The 15,256-nt window shown below is 60.3% G+C and carries 17 protein-coding genes; 10 read left to right on the top strand and 7 right to left on the bottom strand.

Annotation, left to right across the window (positions count from 1 at the left end; genetic code table 11):
- Positions 1 to 34 precede the first annotated feature (34 nt).
- The gene (locus ACI2KA_RS14570; protein ID WP_404503189.1) at positions 35 to 799 is read left to right on the top strand and encodes a sulfite exporter TauE/SafE family protein; all 765 of its coding nucleotides are present in this window, start codon (positions 35 to 37) and stop codon (positions 797 to 799) included.
- A gap of 108 nt (positions 800 to 907) precedes the next feature.
- On the opposite strand, the gene ACI2KA_RS14565 is transcribed toward ACI2KA_RS14570, so the two are convergent.
- On the bottom strand, positions 908 to 1,084 hold the full coding sequence (locus tag ACI2KA_RS14565) for a YdcH family protein (protein WP_003506164.1): 177 nt from the start codon (positions 1,082 to 1,084) through the stop codon (positions 908 to 910).
- A 234-nt stretch (positions 1,085 to 1,318) separates the two neighbouring features.
- Here ACI2KA_RS14565 and ACI2KA_RS14560 point away from each other — a divergent pair, with 234 nt between their 5' ends.
- From ACI2KA_RS14560 to ACI2KA_RS14540, 5 genes are all read left to right on the top strand, one after another.
- A complete protein-coding gene (locus ACI2KA_RS14560; RefSeq protein WP_003497661.1) occupies positions 1,319 to 1,522 on the top strand; it encodes a YdcH family protein in 204 nt (67 codons plus the stop codon).
- Between the two features lie 47 nt (positions 1,523 to 1,569).
- Positions 1,570 to 2,037 (top strand): 5-(carboxyamino)imidazole ribonucleotide mutase, encoded by a 468-nt coding sequence (gene purE, locus ACI2KA_RS14555; protein WP_404503286.1) that lies wholly within the window; start codon positions 1,570 to 1,572, stop codon positions 2,035 to 2,037.
- An 11-nt stretch (positions 2,038 to 2,048) separates the two neighbouring features.
- Positions 2,049 to 3,134, top strand: coding sequence for a 5-(carboxyamino)imidazole ribonucleotide synthase (locus tag ACI2KA_RS14550; RefSeq protein ID WP_404503187.1), 1,086 nt, complete (start codon positions 2,049 to 2,051; stop codon positions 3,132 to 3,134).
- A 139-nt stretch (positions 3,135 to 3,273) separates the two neighbouring features.
- Entirely contained in the window at positions 3,274 to 3,399 is a 126-nt protein-coding gene (gene ykgO / locus ACI2KA_RS14545) for a type B 50S ribosomal protein L36 (protein ID WP_003497670.1), read from the top strand.
- Between the two features lie 101 nt (positions 3,400 to 3,500).
- Positions 3,501 to 4,121, top strand: coding sequence for a hypothetical protein (locus tag ACI2KA_RS14540; RefSeq protein ID WP_404503185.1), 621 nt, complete (start codon positions 3,501 to 3,503; stop codon positions 4,119 to 4,121).
- 63 nt (positions 4,122 to 4,184) lie between these two features.
- Here the strand turns inward: ACI2KA_RS14540 and ACI2KA_RS14535 are convergent, their stop codons facing one another.
- The 3 genes from ACI2KA_RS14535 to ACI2KA_RS14525 all read right to left on the bottom strand — a co-directional run bounded on the left by ACI2KA_RS14535 (position 4,185) and on the right by ACI2KA_RS14525 (position 5,700).
- Entirely contained in the window at positions 4,185 to 4,442 is a 258-nt protein-coding gene (locus ACI2KA_RS14535; RefSeq protein ID WP_006314683.1) for a DUF2312 domain-containing protein, read from the bottom strand.
- A 148-nt stretch (positions 4,443 to 4,590) separates the two neighbouring features.
- Complete coding sequence (locus ACI2KA_RS14530) at positions 4,591 to 4,896, bottom strand: DUF1244 domain-containing protein (RefSeq protein ID WP_404503183.1); 306 nt, start codon at positions 4,894 to 4,896, stop codon at positions 4,591 to 4,593.
- 15 nt (positions 4,897 to 4,911) lie between these two features.
- Positions 4,912 to 5,700, bottom strand: coding sequence for an N-formylglutamate amidohydrolase (locus ACI2KA_RS14525; RefSeq protein WP_404503181.1), 789 nt, complete (start codon positions 5,698 to 5,700; stop codon positions 4,912 to 4,914).
- Between the two features lie 279 nt (positions 5,701 to 5,979).
- On the opposite strand from ACI2KA_RS14525, the gene ACI2KA_RS14520 reads away from it, so the two are divergent.
- On the top strand, positions 5,980 to 6,378 hold the full coding sequence (locus ACI2KA_RS14520; protein WP_404503179.1) for a DUF1036 domain-containing protein: 399 nt from the start codon (positions 5,980 to 5,982) through the stop codon (positions 6,376 to 6,378).
- On the top strand, positions 6,378 to 7,817 hold the full coding sequence (pyk, locus tag ACI2KA_RS14515; protein ID WP_404503177.1) for a pyruvate kinase: 1,440 nt from the start codon (positions 6,378 to 6,380) through the stop codon (positions 7,815 to 7,817). Before ACI2KA_RS14520 ends, pyk begins: the two co-directional genes overlap by 1 nt.
- A gap of 85 nt (positions 7,818 to 7,902) precedes the next feature.
- Here the strand turns inward: pyk and ACI2KA_RS14510 are convergent, their stop codons facing one another.
- Both ACI2KA_RS14510 and ACI2KA_RS14505 read right to left on the bottom strand, forming a co-directional pair.
- Positions 7,903 to 9,810 carry a DUF882 domain-containing protein gene (locus tag ACI2KA_RS14510; RefSeq protein WP_404503175.1) on the bottom strand — a complete coding sequence of 636 codons (1,908 nt, stop codon included), beginning with the start codon at positions 9,808 to 9,810 and terminating at the stop codon, positions 7,903 to 7,905.
- Between the two features lie 176 nt (positions 9,811 to 9,986).
- Positions 9,987 to 11,534, bottom strand: a complete 1,548-nt coding sequence (locus ACI2KA_RS14505; RefSeq protein WP_404503173.1) for a sigma-54-dependent transcriptional regulator — start codon at positions 11,532 to 11,534, stop codon at positions 9,987 to 9,989.
- 169 nt (positions 11,535 to 11,703) lie between these two features.
- Here ACI2KA_RS14505 and ACI2KA_RS14500 point away from each other — a divergent pair, with 169 nt between their 5' ends.
- Positions 11,704 to 13,554: a M3 family oligoendopeptidase gene (locus ACI2KA_RS14500; protein WP_404503171.1), complete on the top strand. Its 1,851-nt coding sequence runs from the start codon at positions 11,704 to 11,706 to the stop codon at positions 13,552 to 13,554.
- A 100-nt stretch (positions 13,555 to 13,654) separates the two neighbouring features.
- Complete coding sequence (locus ACI2KA_RS14495) at positions 13,655 to 14,290, top strand: aminotransferase class IV family protein (RefSeq protein ID WP_404503169.1); 636 nt, start codon at positions 13,655 to 13,657, stop codon at positions 14,288 to 14,290.
- On the opposite strand, the gene ACI2KA_RS14490 is transcribed toward ACI2KA_RS14495, so the two are convergent.
- On the bottom strand, positions 14,287 to 15,195 hold the full coding sequence (locus ACI2KA_RS14490; protein WP_404503167.1) for a GGDEF domain-containing protein: 909 nt from the start codon (positions 15,193 to 15,195) through the stop codon (positions 14,287 to 14,289). The genes ACI2KA_RS14495 and ACI2KA_RS14490 overlap by 4 nt on opposite strands.
- Positions 15,196 to 15,256 lie beyond the last annotated feature (61 nt).

Below are 15,256 nucleotides of genomic sequence, written 5' to 3'. Positions count from 1 at the left end.
AAACCGGACCGGCGAAAGGATCAACCTTCCATCCATGCTGACCGATTTTCATTTTTTTCTCGTCGCCATTCCCGCAGTCGTGCTCGTTGGCCTTTCCAAGGGCGGGCTGGGCGGCGCACTGGCGTTGATGGGCGTGCCGCTGATGGCGCTGGCAGTCTCGCCGGTCCAGGCGGCGGCGATCTTTTTGCCGATCCTGATTGTCATGGATCTCGTGGCGCTCTGGGCGTGGCGACACCATAATCACCGGCAGACACTGCTCATCATGCTGCCGGGTGCAATCGCCGGCATCGCTCTGGGCTGGGCAACCTCAAGCCTCATCTCGGCCGACGCCATGCGTCTGGTGGTCGCCTCGGTCACGATCCTGTTCGTGCTGCGCTATTTCTACGAAAGCCTCAAAAGCCGGAAAGGCCGGGAAATTCCGGCCAAACCGCAGCGTCCCGTCGCCGCAACGCTCTGGTCCAGCCTGTCGGGTTATGCGAGCTTCGTCGCGCATGCGGGCGGCCCGCCCTTTCAGATCTACGTCCTGCCGCTGAAGCTCGATCCGAAGACCTATACCGGCATGAGCGTGCGCTTCTTCGCCATCATGAACGCCATCAAGCTCATTCCCTATTTCGCGCTTGGCGCCCTCGATGCCGGCAATCTCAAGACATCGGCGAGCCTGCTGCCGGTGGCGATGCTGGCGACGCTTGCCGGAGCCAGGGTGGTGAAATATCTGAAACCGGCGGTGTTTTACCCGCTGATGTACAGCATGGCATTGATCGCGGCATTAAAACTGCTGTGGGACGGGCTGCCATTCTAGTCTTCGGCAGCCATTAAAAAGCCCCGGCTGCACCGCAGGTGCCGCCAGGGCCGAAAAGGTCAAACCGTCAGTCCTTCATCTCATCGAAGGCTGCGGTTCTTGCGTCATTCAATGCCTCGTCGAGGCTTTCAGCCTCTGCAATTCATCCTTCAGGCGCAGTTTACGACGTTTAAGGTCCGCGATCTCTCTATCGTCAGACGACGGGGAAGCAAGAATACTTTCGAGCTCCTCCTCCAGAGCACCGTGTTTCTTTTCGAGCGATGCAATATGAGCCTGAATGGTCATGCGGCACGTCCTTCCTTTTTGAACCTACCTCCAGCTCTCCATCGCTGGAGTTTCAGGTTTGCGACGACAATGTGACACGGATCGACCGGCTTGTCGAAGGCGAAATGAAGGCAATAAGTGGGCAATTTGGTCGCAAGGGATAACTTCCCGTTACCGCGATTTGATGATAGAGCCTCCAGAACCGATGACATACGCGCCGGAGCCGATCCGGCGGCATAAAATGGGGATGACGAGATGCCCGATCAGGACCAGGCGGACATCAGGCTCACGCTGGCGCGGCTGCGCCAGGAGCATGAGGATTATGACGCGGCGATCAACGCGATGATCCAGACCAGCTGCGATGCGCTGCGAATACAGCGCATGAAAAAGAAGAAGCTGGCCGTCAAGGACAAGATGACCCAGCTCGAAGACCAGGTCATTCCCGATATCATCGCCTGAGCCGGAGACGTTACGTGACAGCAGAAACACCCCCCGTCGCCATCATCATGGGCAGCCAGTCGGATTGGGAAACCATGAAGAACGCCGCCGATACGCTGGATGCGCTCGATGTGGAATACGAAGCGCGCATCATTTCCGCCCACCGCACGCCGGACCGGCTTTATGACTTTGCCAATGGCGCGAAGGACGAAGGCTTCAAGGTCATCATCGCCGGCGCCGGCGGCGCCGCCCACCTGCCGGGCATGACGGCCTCGATGACGCCGCTGCCGGTCTTCGGTGTTCCGGTGCAGTCAAAGACCATGTCCGGTCAGGACAGCCTCTATTCCATCGTGCAGATGCCCGCCGGCATCCCCGTCGGCACGCTCGCCATCGGCAAGGCCGGCGCAATCAATGCGGCCCTTCTCGCCGCAGCCGTTCTGGCGCTGAGCGACGAGGACCTCGCTGACCGGCTGGATGCCTGGCGTGCGCGCCAGTCGGCGGCTGTCGCGGAATATCCCATGGACAGCGCCCAGTGACGACACAAGCGATGGCAAAGACGAATAATCTGACCATCGGCATCATCGGCGGCGGCCAGCTCGGCCGGATGCTGGCGATGGCCGCGGCGCGTCTCAACCACCGGACCATCGTGCTGGAACCGCAGTCCGATTGTCCGGCTGCGCAGGCCTGCAACGAGCAGATCGTGGCGGAATATGACGATGAAAAGGCGCTTGCCGCACTCGCAAGCCGCTGCGATGTCGTGACCTATGAGTTCGAGAACGTGCCCGTCGCTGCCGCCGAAAAGCTCAGCCTCTCCGTTCCTGTCTATCCGCCGCCGCAGGCGCTCAGCGCCTCGCAGGACCGGTTGACGGAAAAACGCTTTCTCAACGGTTGCGGTATTCCCACCGCCGATTTCCGCGCTGTGGACAGCCAGGACGATTTGGAATCGGCTCTCGCCGCCTTCGGAGGCAAGGGCGTGCTGAAAACCCGCCGCATGGGTTATGACGGCAAGGGGCAACGCCTGTTCCGGGGCGGCGAAGACCTTACCGGCGCCTTCGAGGCGCTCGGGAGCGTGCCGCTGATCCTTGAGAGCTTCGTCCCCTTCGAGCGGGAAATTTCGATCATCGCCGCCCGTTTCGGCGATGGGGCCGTCACCTGCTACGATCCGGCCGAAAACGTCCATCTCAACGGTATTCTGCACACATCGACCGTTCCCGCCGCGCTTTCCGACGCGGCGAAGGCGGTTGCCGTGCAATCGGCGGAAAAGCTTCTGGCCGCGCTCGATTATGTCGGCGTCATCGGCATCGAGTTTTTCGTCCTGCCGGACGGCTCGCTGGTCGCCAATGAAATGGCGCCGCGTGTCCACAATACCGGCCACTGGACCGAAGCCGCCTGCGTGATCTCGCAGTTCGAGCAGCATATCCGGGCCGTATCCGGCCTTGCGCCGGGCAGCACGCAGCGCCACTCCGATTGCGTCATGACCAACCTCATCGGCGATGACATCAACGATGTGCCGGCATGGCTTTCGAAAAAAGACTGTCTCGTACACCTCTATGGCAAGACCGAAGCCCGGCCGGGCCGCAAGATGGGCCATGTGACCGAGCTTCTGCACACAGGAAAAACCCTCGTCTTTTAAGGCAAAGACGCGGCCGAGTGTTGACAGGCAGGGCTCAAACGGGTATCTGCCTGCCAACCGAAAAGAGCGCGCCCCGTTGCGCGCTTTTGATTGTTTGAATAAGCACGGCAGAAACCGTGCAAAACTGCGGACCAGTAAAATGAAGATCAAGAATTCGCTTAAAGCGCTTAAGGCCCGTCATCGCGATAACCGCCTGGTTCGCCGCAAGGGCCGCGTCTACATCATCAACAAGCAGAACCCGCGCTTCAAGGCTCGTCAGGGCTGATTGACTGCGGCTGCGGTTCGCGATTGAGCGCGCGGATCACTTTGTTGACAGAGCAGAACTTTGCATTTGATATTGGGCGCAGGCGGGTTAATCTTTAACCCATGCGCCCAAATCGTTTTTGCACGGCTATCATCGTCGCTCAGGCTTTCCTGCTGTCGGGCCTCCCGTTTCCGGGACTGATCAATATTGGTCATGCTGCGGACGGCCAGTTTCCTGCTGCGACGGAATCGACCTCTTCGCCGGCAAAAACCGTCGATACCCTCTTCGCATCGCTGAAAAAAGAACGGAATGCGGTCAAGGCGCGCAGCATCGCCAACCAGATCGCCTCCGAATGGAACGATTCCGGCAGCGCGACGATCAATCTCCTGATGCAATGGGCCGGCGAAGCCGCGGACGAGAAGCGCAACGCTGCGGCCTATGATTTTCTCGACCAGGTGATCCTGCTCGACCCGGACTATGTACAGGCGCCCTATCGCCGCGCCATGGTGCATTTTGCCGATGGCGACACGCGCAAGGCAATGGCCGATATCAACCTGACGCTGGAAAAGGAGCCGCGCTATTTTCCGGCGCTGGCAAGCCTTGCCAATATCCTTGAAGCGTCGGGCCGCGAAGAACTGGCGCTGAAGGCGTGGGAGCGTTATCTGGCGCTCTATCCCGCCGACAAGGATGCCCGCAAACAGGCGGTCGATCTGTCGGAGAAACTGGCCGGCACGCGCGGCTGAGTTTGACCGGATCAAAAAAATCGCCGCAGAAGCGGCGATTTTCATCAGGGGATCGTCAGCCGATCATTCCATGCCGAGCGCGGCCATATAGGTCTGAAGAATCGTTTCTTCCTCGATGCGCTCATTGGCATCCTTCTTGCGCAGCCGGATGATCGTGCGAATCGCCTTGGTATCGTAACCACGGCCTTTCGCCTCGCCCATAACATCCTTGATGTCGCCTTGAATCGCAGCCTTTTCTTCCTCGAGACGCTCGACACGCTCGATGAACTGGCGCAGTTCCGCAGCGGCGACGGTTTCGGTGGTGCTCGTTTCGTCCATCATATCATCCTTCATTGGCGGCTCGTCTGAGCCTCGTTCATTCGATCCGGCGGGAAATTTCCCGGTCACCGCCGGCCGGGCGGCACAAATTCAGGCCTGTGAACTGCCCATTGCCGGGCCTCACGTCAAGTCGTTTCCATCGATCAGGGGGTTATTCCTTCGGTCTGTTCTGTTCAAAGGCGGCTTTCTGGGCGCCGCTCGCCTCAGCCTGGTATTTTTCCTTCCAGTCATCATAGGACATGCCATAGACGATTTCCCGGGATTGATCCTTGCTGAGCGCAACACCGGCGGCCTCGGCCGCCTCCCGATACCAGTTGGAAAGGCAATTGCGGCAGAAGCCTGCGAGATTCATCATGTCGATGTTCTGCACATCGTGACGCTCGCGAAGGTGCTGCACAAGGCGACGGAAGGCTGCCGCCTCGAATTCGATCTGCCTGTTATCGTTCTCTTTCGTCATGGGGCAACTCCAGGCTCAATAGGGGCCGGTGCGAGAGGCGAACAGCTGATATTCATGCAGAACCGGATCGTCGTTCATTGCGGCGAAAATGGGAGCGAGGCGGTCCGACCAAGCGGCAATCCCCTCTTCATCCGAAATCAGATCCTGCCGAACCTCCAGAAGCGCATGCGGTATGCCCTTCATCATGCAGTGACGATACATGGTGTCACCCTTCAGCGCCCCGTCATAGGGTTCGTTATCGCCGACCAGAATGTCGCCGGTGGCGCGCAGATGCGCCAGAAGCGGATCGACCGCGCGGTGATCCGTATCCCACAGAACCGCCGCATGCCAGGGCCGCGGCGTTTCCTTCCAGAACGGCGTGTAGGAATGCAGCGACAAGACCAGCGGCGCCTCACCCGATGCTTCGGCAACCCCTGTCAGCACGCGCTCGACGGCGTCGTGATAGGGCCGATGAAACAGTTCGATGCGCCTTTGCCATTCCTCATCCGAAATCGGGTGGTTGCCGGGGATGATCGCCCCGTCCGAAATCTTCATGACGAGGGTCGGATCGTCCTCGCCGCGATTCGGATCGATCAGCAGCCGCGAAAACCGTCCGAGCACCGCCGGAACGCCGAGACGGGCGGCGAGCGACCGGGTCAATCCCTCTATGCCGATGTCAAATGCGATATGGCGATGAAAAGCGGTTTGCGGAAGTCCAAGTTTGCCGTAGTGTGCCGGCAGAAGGTTCATCGCATGGTCGGCCAGAAGAACCATGCCTTTGTCATATTCGCCTTCTATGATTTCATAAGGTATGAAGTCGGTCATCGATGATTTTCTGGGGCAGGATTGAGGAGAAAAGCTTGATGGCATGGCTTGAGGCCGGGCGCAAGTTTCGGCGAAAGAACAGCCATCTACCTTACCGCACTCATGATCCCACGAACAATATAATCGATTAAAATCGCGTTGACTTTCTTGGGCGGCCACGCCAAGAAGTGTGTTCATTATAACCATGGAATCCGGATGGAAGCCGTGACTCAGTCATCTCTCGCTCGTCCCCGCCATTTTCGGCACATCGCCCGTCTTTTTTCCGCAGCGGCACTGTTTATGACCCCGTTCCTGATAGCGGAACCCGCACGTGCGGATTTTCGCGTGTGCAACACCACGCAAAATCTCGTTGGAGTGGCGATCGGTTATCGGGCACAGGAAGGCTGGGTCAGCGAAGGCTGGTGGCAGGTGCCTTCCTCCACCTGCGCGACGCTGATCGAGGGTGAGTTGCAGTCCCGTTATTATTATCTTTATGCCGAAGATGCCGCCGCGGGCGGTCGCTGGACGGGCGACGTCAACATGTGCGTGGCGGAGAACGAATTCAAGATCGAAGGCGTAGACGATTGTTATGCCCGCAGCTTCCAGAGAATGGGTTTCAAGGAATATGACACGGGCAGACAGGGTAGCTGGATGGTCCAGCTTGCCGATGCACCAGGCACACAGGGAAATCAAAACTGATGAAGCGTAACCGCAAAGTCAAAATTCTTGCAACTCTCGGCCCGGCCTCGTCCGAAGAGGCGATGATCGAGAAGCTGCATCTTGCTGGCGCGGATCTTTTCCGGATCAACATGAGCCATGCGAGCCACGACGTGATGCGAACGCTCATTCAGCGCATCCGTTCGGTCGAGAGCCGCAACGGCCGCCCCATCGGCATTCTGGCCGACCTGCAGGGTCCCAAGCTTCGCGTCGGAAAATTCGCCGAAGGCAAGGTCGAACTGGTCCCGGGCCAGACCTTCACGCTGGACGACAACAATACGCCGGGCGACAATACCCGCGTTTTCCTGCCGCATCCCGAAATTCTCGAAGCGGTCAAGCCCGGCCACCGCCTGCTGATCGATGACGGCAAACTGCACCTGCGCGCGGAAAAAAGCGACGGCAAAAGCATCGTCACCACGGTCATTTCCGGCACCCGGATTTCGGACCGCAAGGGCATCAGCCTGCCCGATACGCTTCTCGGAGTGGGCGTCCTGACCGACAAGGACCGCGTCGACCTCGATGCCGTTCTCGCCACCAACGAGGTGGACTGGGTCGCGCTTTCCTTCGTCCAGCGCCCGGAAGACCTTGCCGAAGTGCGCAAGATCGCGCGTGGCCGCGTCGGCCTGATGTCCAAGATCGAGAAGCCGCAGGCCGTCGAACGCATCGAGGAAATCATCGAGCTTTCCGACGCATTGATGGTTGCCCGAGGCGACCTCGGCGTCGAAATGCCGCTGGAAGCCGTTCCCGGCATCCAGAAACAGCTCACCCGCGCATGCCGCCGCGCTGGCAAGCCGGTTGTGGTCGCCACGCAGATGCTGGAATCGATGATTTCCGCTCCCGTGCCGACCCGTGCGGAAGTGTCCGACGTGGCCACGGCCGTGTTCGAAGGCGCGGACGCCATCATGCTTTCGGCTGAATCCGCCTCGGGCGACTATCCGGTCGAAGCCGTTTCCACCATGGCCTCCATTGCCAGCACGGTGGAACAGGACCCGCATTATTCCAACATCATCTATGCGCAGCGCGCCCAGCCGGAGCCGACGGGCGCCGACGCCATTTCGCTCGCCGCCCGCCAGATCGCCGAAACGCTGAAGCTTGCGGCGATCGTGACCTATACCTCTTCCGGCACGACCGGCCTGCGCGCCTCGCGCGAGCGGCCGCAGGTGCCGATCATTGCGCTGTCGCCGATCATCCAGACCGCACGCCGCCTGTCGGTCGTCTGGGGCCTGCACTGCGTCGTCACCGGCGATGCCAGCGATCTGGACGACATGGTGAACCGCGCTTGTCGCATCGTCGTTTCGGAGGGTTTCGGCAAGCCGGGCGACCGCATCATCATTTCCGCCGGCGTTCCGCTCGGCACGCCGGGAGCGACCAACATGGTGCGTATCGCCTATATCGGCTCTGACGGCCAAAGCGGCGTCTGACAACGCCAATATCCGGCATTAAAAAACCCGCCGTCGCCGGCGGGTTTTTTATTGGCCTGTCGGCCCTGTTGTTGCAGAGGCCGGGTCAGTGCATCTTTATCGGCGTGCTGAAGCGGCTGGATTCGATGGCCACGGCGCCAGGCCTGAAGCTCGCCGAAGTGGCAGACGCCGACATGTCGTGGCTGAGCATACGGTTGGCAATGACACGCGGCGCCTTTACCGAGCGTCCGGTCGTGCCCTTGTTCTGGTTCAGCGCCCAATCCGAGATCAGATCGTGCGTCAGGCGACCACCACCAACCATGGCCTGATGGGAAACCGCCGCATCCTGCTTGCTCGGGCGCGCGCCCTTGGTCGGCAGGCCGGCCGGGAGACCACCATTGATGGCGGGCTTCAGGTCGAAGGCGTCACCGAAACCTTGCTGCGGCTCCGCCTTGGCGGTTTGAGCAGGCGCAACCGTGACCTTGTGGTTGACGGCGGCTGGGAACGCCGCAGCCGTCGGCATTGCAGCAGACTGGACCTGCGACCGTGCAGCCTGCCCGCTCTGTTCAAGAGCCGCCACCACCGTCGGTGAAAGCGTATCCTGCCGCGCCTCGGCGAGATCGTCTTCGCCTTCCGGATCGGCATTGGCAGCGGCAAGCAGGGCTTCCGCCACGGCCGGCCGGTTGGCGGGAACCGGCACGGAGGCAAGCTCGCCCGCCGCCGCCGGTGTCGCACCGTCGGCGGAAGCCGTCAGGATCGATCCTTCCGCGTCACCTCTCATGCCACGCGGCCCGAGAAGCGTCGGCACCGGCACGGAAACCTCAGCCAGATCGGCAAATTGCTGGCGTTCGGCCGGAGCGGACGCCGGTGTCGGCGTGGTTGCAGCCTGAAGCGCGTCCTGCGCAGCATTGCGGGCCGGAGAATAAAGCGCCGTCGCAAGGCCGGTATTGGCCGGCGGCTGGTTGCCGAAGGCGGGTCGCGCCGTCGGCAGCGGCGCATCGTTCACGCCGGGAAGAGATTGGGCGGAAGCAACCGCAATCGTCGGTTCGGGCTCGGGAGCGGCCTGCTGCGGAGCGGCCGGACGGGCGACGGCCGGTCGCTCTGCGGGCTCCGGCGCTGCGATGCTATCGGGATCTTCATCCTCGTCGCCGCCGCCGCCAAAGAGCGCCTGCAGCAACGTCTTGCGCTTGCCGCCACCGGAAGAGGCAGGGCCTGCACCGGCGCTGGAGGCAACCTGAATGGAAGAGGAGCTGACGCGCTTCTTGTAATCGGCGAGCGCCTGCTCGTAACCCGGAAGTGGCTTGCCATCGGAAGGAAGATGCAGCGTATTGCCGTTCGGGAAGATACGTACCAGTTCCTGGCGGCTCATGCGCGGCCAGGCGCGAACGCCGCCGACATCCATGTGCACGAAGGGAGAACCGGAGCTGGGGTAAAAGCCGACGCCGCCGATCTGCATCTGCATGCCGATTTCGCGCAGGCGGGAAAGCTTCACGCCGGGTATGTAAAAATCCATTGCCTTGCCGAGCATGTGCTGGCTTTTTTCCGCCACACCCTTGGTGCGCGAACGCAGCAGACCGTTGGTTTCCGGCGAACGGAAGGCGGAAACGACGTTGATATAATCGGTGGCGCCGCTGCGGCGGTAGACTTCCCAGACGAGATCGAAAAGGCGCGGATCCATGCGGGTCGGCTGGTTGCGTCGCCAATCGCGCAGGAACCGGTTCAGCTCCTGCAGACCTTTCTGGTCATATTTTCCATTGCGCTTGAAGGTGATGACCGCCTTCTCGCGTGTGTGGATATAATACAGTTTGAGGCTGCGTGTTTCGGCGGCAGCTTCCGTCGCCGAAACGCCTGCGAAGGGCATTGCGGCGAGCATCAGGCAGGCAAAGGTGACAGCGCGTGCCGACAGCTTCGTGCATATATCCTTGATCAAGCCGCGCGCCATCTTTGCCGAAAGCGCGTTATTCCGATGCAGATATGGCAATTCGATCCCCGCCTGGAAGACAATTTCTGTCACATTGCCTCAAATGAACGTCAAATACGGTGACACGATGGCAAAATTGCCACACACATGCAACCTTCCTCTATATAGTGAATCAGCCACTAACAAGAGGTTTATAGACGGTAAGCGGATATCCTTGCTCAGAAGTTAACGAATTTCACGATCTGCCGGGGAATGCGCCGTTTGCAGCGTCACGCCGCATCTCGAAGCGGATCATCGGGATCGATGCCATAATCCTTCAGCTTGCGATAAAGCGTCGAGCGGCCGATGCCGAGTTTTCTTGCAACCTGGCTCATCTGTCCGCGATAAAAACGGAGGGCGAAACGGATAAGTTCCTCTTCGATCTCCGCCAGTTTACGGATATTGCCCGACTCGTCCATGCTGGAAATGAGGTTCCCGCCCCGGTAAATCGTGGTGGAGATATCCGCCGGCTCCTCGATCACCGCGTGGCTTTCAGCAGCTGGCGGCGGCGGCGGCGAATACGGCGCTAGCTTCAAGGACGATCCGGATGGCGAACGAATGGAATCGTCCGCATCGTCACCGGCGGCAAATTCCGGCAGTTGCAGAGCGATCTGCGGAAAATCGGAATCGGACAGTTCCCCGCCCTGCGACAATACCACGGCACGGAAAACGGCATTTTCAAGCTGGCGGATATTGCCCGGCCAGTCATAGGCCGTCAGCAGCGCCAGTGCGCTGGCATCGAGGCCAACGGGATTGGGCAGTTTCTGCTCCGCCGAAAATCGCTCGGCGAAAACCCGCGCCAGATGCGGAATGTCTTCCTTTCGGCGGCGCAGCGCCGGAATGGTGATCGGAAAGACGTTGAGGCGATAATAGAGGTCCTCGCGGAAGCGGCCTTCCTTCACTTCTTCGATGAGGTTCTTGTTGGTGGCGGAGATCAGCCGCACATTGACCTTCTGCACCCTTGCCGAACCGACGGTTTCGATTTCGCCCTGCTGAACCGCGCGCAGCAGCTTGACCTGCACGTCAAGAGGCAGATCACCGATTTCATCGAGGAACAGCGTGCCGCCATCCGCCTCCATGAATTTGCCGACATGTTTTTCCGTGGCGCCCGTAAAAGCGCCCTTCTCGTGGCCGAAGAGGATGCTCTCCACCAGATTATGCGGGATGGCACCGCAATTGACGGTGATGAACGGCTTGTTCGCCCTGTCTCCGGCGGACTGGATGGCGCGGGCGACCATTTCCTTGCCAACCCCGGATTCGCCTTCCAGCACCACGGGAATGCTGGACTGGGCGGCGCGCTGCGCGAGTTCAATGACCCGCAGCATTGCAGGACTTGCGGAAACGATATCGGTAAAATTCACTGCACTACTCCGTCCGCGCCTGCCCGTGCGGGCCTTTGCCTCTCTCCTGTCAAGCTTGAGGGCATTGGAGATGGCAGCACCGATCCTTTCGGGCGAGACCGGCTTGACGACGAAATCAAAAGCACCCGCGCGCATGGCCTGCACGACGGTATCGATGCCGCCCTGCCCCGTCTGGACGATGACGGGAACGTCGGTGCCGAGTTCGCCGACGGCTTTCAGAAAGGTAAGACCATCCATCTCCGGCATCATGAGGTCGAGGACAATGACATTGATCTCGCCGCTATATTGCTTGAGCAGCTCCAGCCCCGCCTTGCCGTTTTCGGCAAGCAAGGCCAGATGCCCATAACGTTCCACCGCATTTTTGAGCAGGCGGCGCTGGACGGGATCGTCGTCTATCACGAGAACATGCGCGGTCATTTTTGGCTCCGGTTTCCGGTTTATGGACCTGCGTCATGCGGTCCCTTGTGCCGCACTCTGGCACGGGAGACTTGAACATCCAGTTTTGAGATTTGCTTGCATTTTATCCATTGCTACGGGAAACAAAGGCCCCATATGCTTCGCAAGCATAATCAGAAGGACGCGTTCGATGACCCGCAATCGCCTCACCCCGCAGCCCGTATTCTCCCTTGCCGAAACCTCCGGCCCCGTACTCGGCGACCTGCCCGGCTGGAAGCTCTCGGATCTCTATCCATCGGGCGATTCACCGGAATACAAGGGTGATCTTGATAAGGCGGCGGCCATGGCTGCGGCTTTCGAAGACAAGTGGAAGGGCAAGCTTGAGGCGGCTGCAAAGGCGACGGGCGAAAAAGGCATCGGCGCGGCGCTGAAGGACTATGAGGCGCTGGACGATCTTATCGGCCGTATCGGTTCCTTTGCCGGGCTGACCTATTTTTCCGATACATCGAACCCGGCGAACGGCAAGCTCTACGGGGATGCACAGGCGAAGCTGACGGATATTTCCGCACATCTCCTGTTCTTCACGCTTGAACTCAACCGCATCGACGATGCCACGATGGACGCCTGCATGGCAAATGACGCCGCGGCAGGGCACTACCGGCCGTGGCTGGTGGATCTGCGCAAGGACAAGCCGCACCAGCTTGACGACCAGCTGGAGCAGCTGTTCCTCGAAAAATCAATGACCAGCGCCTCCGCCTTCAACCGCCTGTTCGACGAGACGATGGCCGATCTGCGTTTCGATATAGACGGTGCGAGCCTTCCACTGGAAGTGACGCTCAACATGCTGCAGGAGCCGGAACCTGAAACCCGAAAAAAGGCGGCGGAAGCGCTGAGCGCGACCTTCAAGGACAATCTGCGGGTCTTCACCCTCATTACCAACACGCTCGCCAAGGACAAGGATATTTCCGACCGCTGGCGCAGGTTCGAGGATATTGCCGATAGCCGCCATCTGGCCAACCGCGTCGAGCGCGAGGTGGTCGATGCCCTGGCCGCCGCCGTCAAGAAGGCCTATCCGCGTCTTTCCCACCGTTATTACGCCATGAAGGCCAGGTGGCTCGGCATGGAGCAGATGAATTACTGGGACCGCAACGCACCGCTTCCCGACACGTCGAACACGATCATTCCATGGGATGAGGCCAGGGACACGGTGCTCTCCGCCTACGGCAATTTCGCCCCGGAAATGGCCGATATCGCCCGCCGTTTCTTCGATGAGGAATGGATCGACGCGCCCGCCCGTCCCGGCAAGGCGCCGGGCGCATTCGCCCATCCCACCGTGCCGTCGGCCCATCCTTACGTCCTCGTCAATTACCTCGGCAAACCGCGTGACGTCATGACGCTTGCCCACGAGCTTGGCCATGGCGTGCATCAGGTCCTCGCCGGCCAGCAGGGCGCCTTGATGTGCGCCACGCCGCTGACGCTTGCCGAAACCGCCTCCGTCTTCGGTGAAATGCTGACCTTCCGCAAGCTGCTCGACGACACGAAGGATGTCAGGGAACGCAAGGCCATGCTTGCCCGCAAGGTCGAGGACATGATCAATACCGTGGTGCGCCAGATCGCCTTTTACGAATTCGAGCGCAAGCTGCACACTGCCCGCAAGCAGGGGGAGCTGACCTCCGAGCAGATCGGCGACTTGTGGCTGTCCGTTCAGGCCGAAAGCCTTGGTCCGGCGATCCGGATCTCCGAAGGTTATGAGACATGGTGGACCTACATCCCCCATTTCATCCATTCGCCCTTTTATGTGTATGCCTATGCCTTCGGCGATTGCCTGGTGAATTCGCTCTATGCCGTTTACCAGAAGGCCGAGACGGGCTTTCAGGAGAAATATTTCGAGCTTCTCAAAGCCGGCGGCACAAAGCACCATTCGGAACTTCTGAAACCCTTCGGCCTCGATGCCACCGATCCCTCCTTCTGGGACAAGGGGCTTTCGATGATCGAGGGGCTGATCGACGAGCTGGAAGCGCTGGATAACAAACAGGCTTAACCTCGCCAGCCGGCAGGGCTATCCTATTTCGGACACGCTTTGCCGGTTGATATTGCCGGCAGAAGATACCGGCAGACAATTCAGACGACGAGCACAGCCCATGAAACGCAAACCCGCCGATCTGACCTTGAGGGAAACCCTGCGCTGGGAGCCGCAAACGGGCTTTCAGCGCATCGACCAGCATATGCGCCGGCTGCTGCGCTCCGCCGATGCGCTCGGTTTTCGCGCACCCGTCAATCCGGTTCAGGTGCTGGAAAAGAAGGTTTGCGGTGAAACGCCGCTCTGCGTCAGGCTGGTCATGAATTACAAGGGCGAACTCGATATCGAGACCGCCGACTTCCGGCCGTTGCAGGAAAACACCGTTTGGCGCGTCCGCATCGCCAGACAGACCAGGCTCGATTCCGCCGATACCTTCTATCGCCACAAGTCGTCGCGGCGGGAGCCCTATGATGCCGCCCGCGCGGAATTTTCAGCCGAGGAGGCTGATGAGGTCTTGCTGCTCAACGAACGCGGCGAATTGTGCGAGGGGTCATCGACCAGCATCTTCGTCGAAATGCCGGGGGGGCCGTTGCTGACGCCGCCGCTTGACAGCGGCATTCTGCCCGGGGTGCTGCGCGCCGATCTGATCCGCGAACGCAAGGCGCGCGGGCAGGCGCTGAAACCGGAGGACATCACCGGCCGGAAACTCTTCGTCGGCAATTCGCTGCATGGGCTGATTGCAGCGGAACTGATTTAAAGCGTGATCGCCAGCAGCCGGTCACGCCCCTTTTCCTTGGCCGCGTAAAGGGCCTGATCCGCCCGCATGAAAACATCGTCGGCGCTTTCCGCCATTCGAAAAGCCGTCATGCCGGCCGAGCAGCTGTAGGAGAAATCCGGAAATTCGGAGAGAGGCCTGGAAAGACGCACTTTCTGCAGCAGCCGCTCGACGATCTCCCGGCTTTCGGCAACCGAACTGCGTGGCAGGATAAGCATGAATTCCTCACCGCCGATCCTGCCGAAGCAATCCACCCGCCGGATGACGGAATGAGCGATGCCGACAAAATCGCGCAGCACCGCATCACCGTTCTTGTGACCGAAACGGTCGTTGATCTGCTTGAAAAAATCAATGTCGAGCGTGCAGAGGCAAAAGGGGGCTTCAAGCCCCCTTGAAACCTGCTCGACCTGAAGGGCCAGCTTGGCGAAAACGAAACGACGGTTCGCCGTTCCCGTCAACTCGTCCGTCTGCGAGGCGCGCACCGCCAGATCCCGGTCCTGCCGCAGGGTTCTGTAGCCCTGGCGCAATTCGGTGACGTCGCTTGCGACGCAGAGCATCCAGCCATCCTGCTGCACCGTCTCGGTCATCCAGAACCAGCGACCGTCATACATGTCCATCTCGAAGGCGCGGTAGGGCAGCTTGCCGCGCCGGGACTGCGCCGACATCAGCCATCCCTCGAAATCGCTGCTGCGGACCACGACGCCGGTGCGCAGCCGGTGGTTCAGACGCATGATATCCGCCCAGGTCGGAAAATCACCGGCGGCAAGCTGAAAGCTTTCCCGAAACGACGGGTTGGCATGGCGCAACCGGTCTTCGGAATCGTAAAGGGCAATAAGAACGGGGGTGACGCTCTGAAGCGCTGCGACACGCTCGATAAGATTATTCAACAGGCAGCTCCCTGCGGTGGCGAAAATTCCCCCGTCGTCATCCGGCCAAAGCCCCCAAGCC

The organism is Agrobacterium sp. NPDC089420 (assembly GCF_044900305.1).
In the GTDB taxonomy this organism is placed as follows: Bacteria; Pseudomonadota; Alphaproteobacteria; order Rhizobiales; family Rhizobiaceae; genus Agrobacterium.
The sequence above is the reverse complement of the archived record's forward strand: the minus strand, read 5'-3'. Positions and strand labels throughout refer to the sequence as shown.

Bases quoted from the DNA above. Each gene is read 5' to 3' on its own strand.
- ACI2KA_RS14570 (WP_404503189.1), top strand. From the start codon at position 35: ATGCTGACCGATTTTCATTTTTTTCTCGTCGCCATTCCCGCAGTCGTG.
- ACI2KA_RS14565 (WP_003506164.1), bottom strand. From the start codon at position 1,084: ATGACCATTCAGGCTCATATTGCATCGCTCGAAAAGAAACACGGTGCT.
- ACI2KA_RS14560 (WP_003497661.1), top strand. From the start codon at position 1,319: ATGCCCGATCAGGACCAGGCGGACATCAGGCTCACGCTGGCGCGGCTG.
- purE (WP_404503286.1), top strand. From the start codon at position 1,570: ATGGGCAGCCAGTCGGATTGGGAAACCATGAAGAACGCCGCCGATACG.
- ACI2KA_RS14550 (WP_404503187.1), top strand. From the start codon at position 2,049: ATGGCAAAGACGAATAATCTGACCATCGGCATCATCGGCGGCGGCCAG.
- ykgO (WP_003497670.1), top strand. From the start codon at position 3,274: ATGAAGATCAAGAATTCGCTTAAAGCGCTTAAGGCCCGTCATCGCGAT.
- ACI2KA_RS14540 (WP_404503185.1), top strand. From the start codon at position 3,501: ATGCGCCCAAATCGTTTTTGCACGGCTATCATCGTCGCTCAGGCTTTC.
- ACI2KA_RS14535 (WP_006314683.1), bottom strand. From the start codon at position 4,442: ATGATGGACGAAACGAGCACCACCGAAACCGTCGCCGCTGCGGAACTG.
- ACI2KA_RS14530 (WP_404503183.1), bottom strand. From the start codon at position 4,896: ATGACGAAAGAGAACGATAACAGGCAGATCGAATTCGAGGCGGCAGCC.
- ACI2KA_RS14525 (WP_404503181.1), bottom strand. From the start codon at position 5,700: ATGACCGACTTCATACCTTATGAAATCATAGAAGGCGAATATGACAAA.
- ACI2KA_RS14520 (WP_404503179.1), top strand. From the start codon at position 5,980: ATGACCCCGTTCCTGATAGCGGAACCCGCACGTGCGGATTTTCGCGTG.
- pyk (WP_404503177.1), top strand. From the start codon at position 6,378: ATGAAGCGTAACCGCAAAGTCAAAATTCTTGCAACTCTCGGCCCGGCC.
- ACI2KA_RS14505 (WP_404503173.1), bottom strand. From the start codon at position 11,534: ATGACCGCGCATGTTCTCGTGATAGACGACGATCCCGTCCAGCGCCGC.
- ACI2KA_RS14500 (WP_404503171.1), top strand. From the start codon at position 11,704: ATGACCCGCAATCGCCTCACCCCGCAGCCCGTATTCTCCCTTGCCGAA.
- ACI2KA_RS14495 (WP_404503169.1), top strand. From the start codon at position 13,655: ATGAAACGCAAACCCGCCGATCTGACCTTGAGGGAAACCCTGCGCTGG.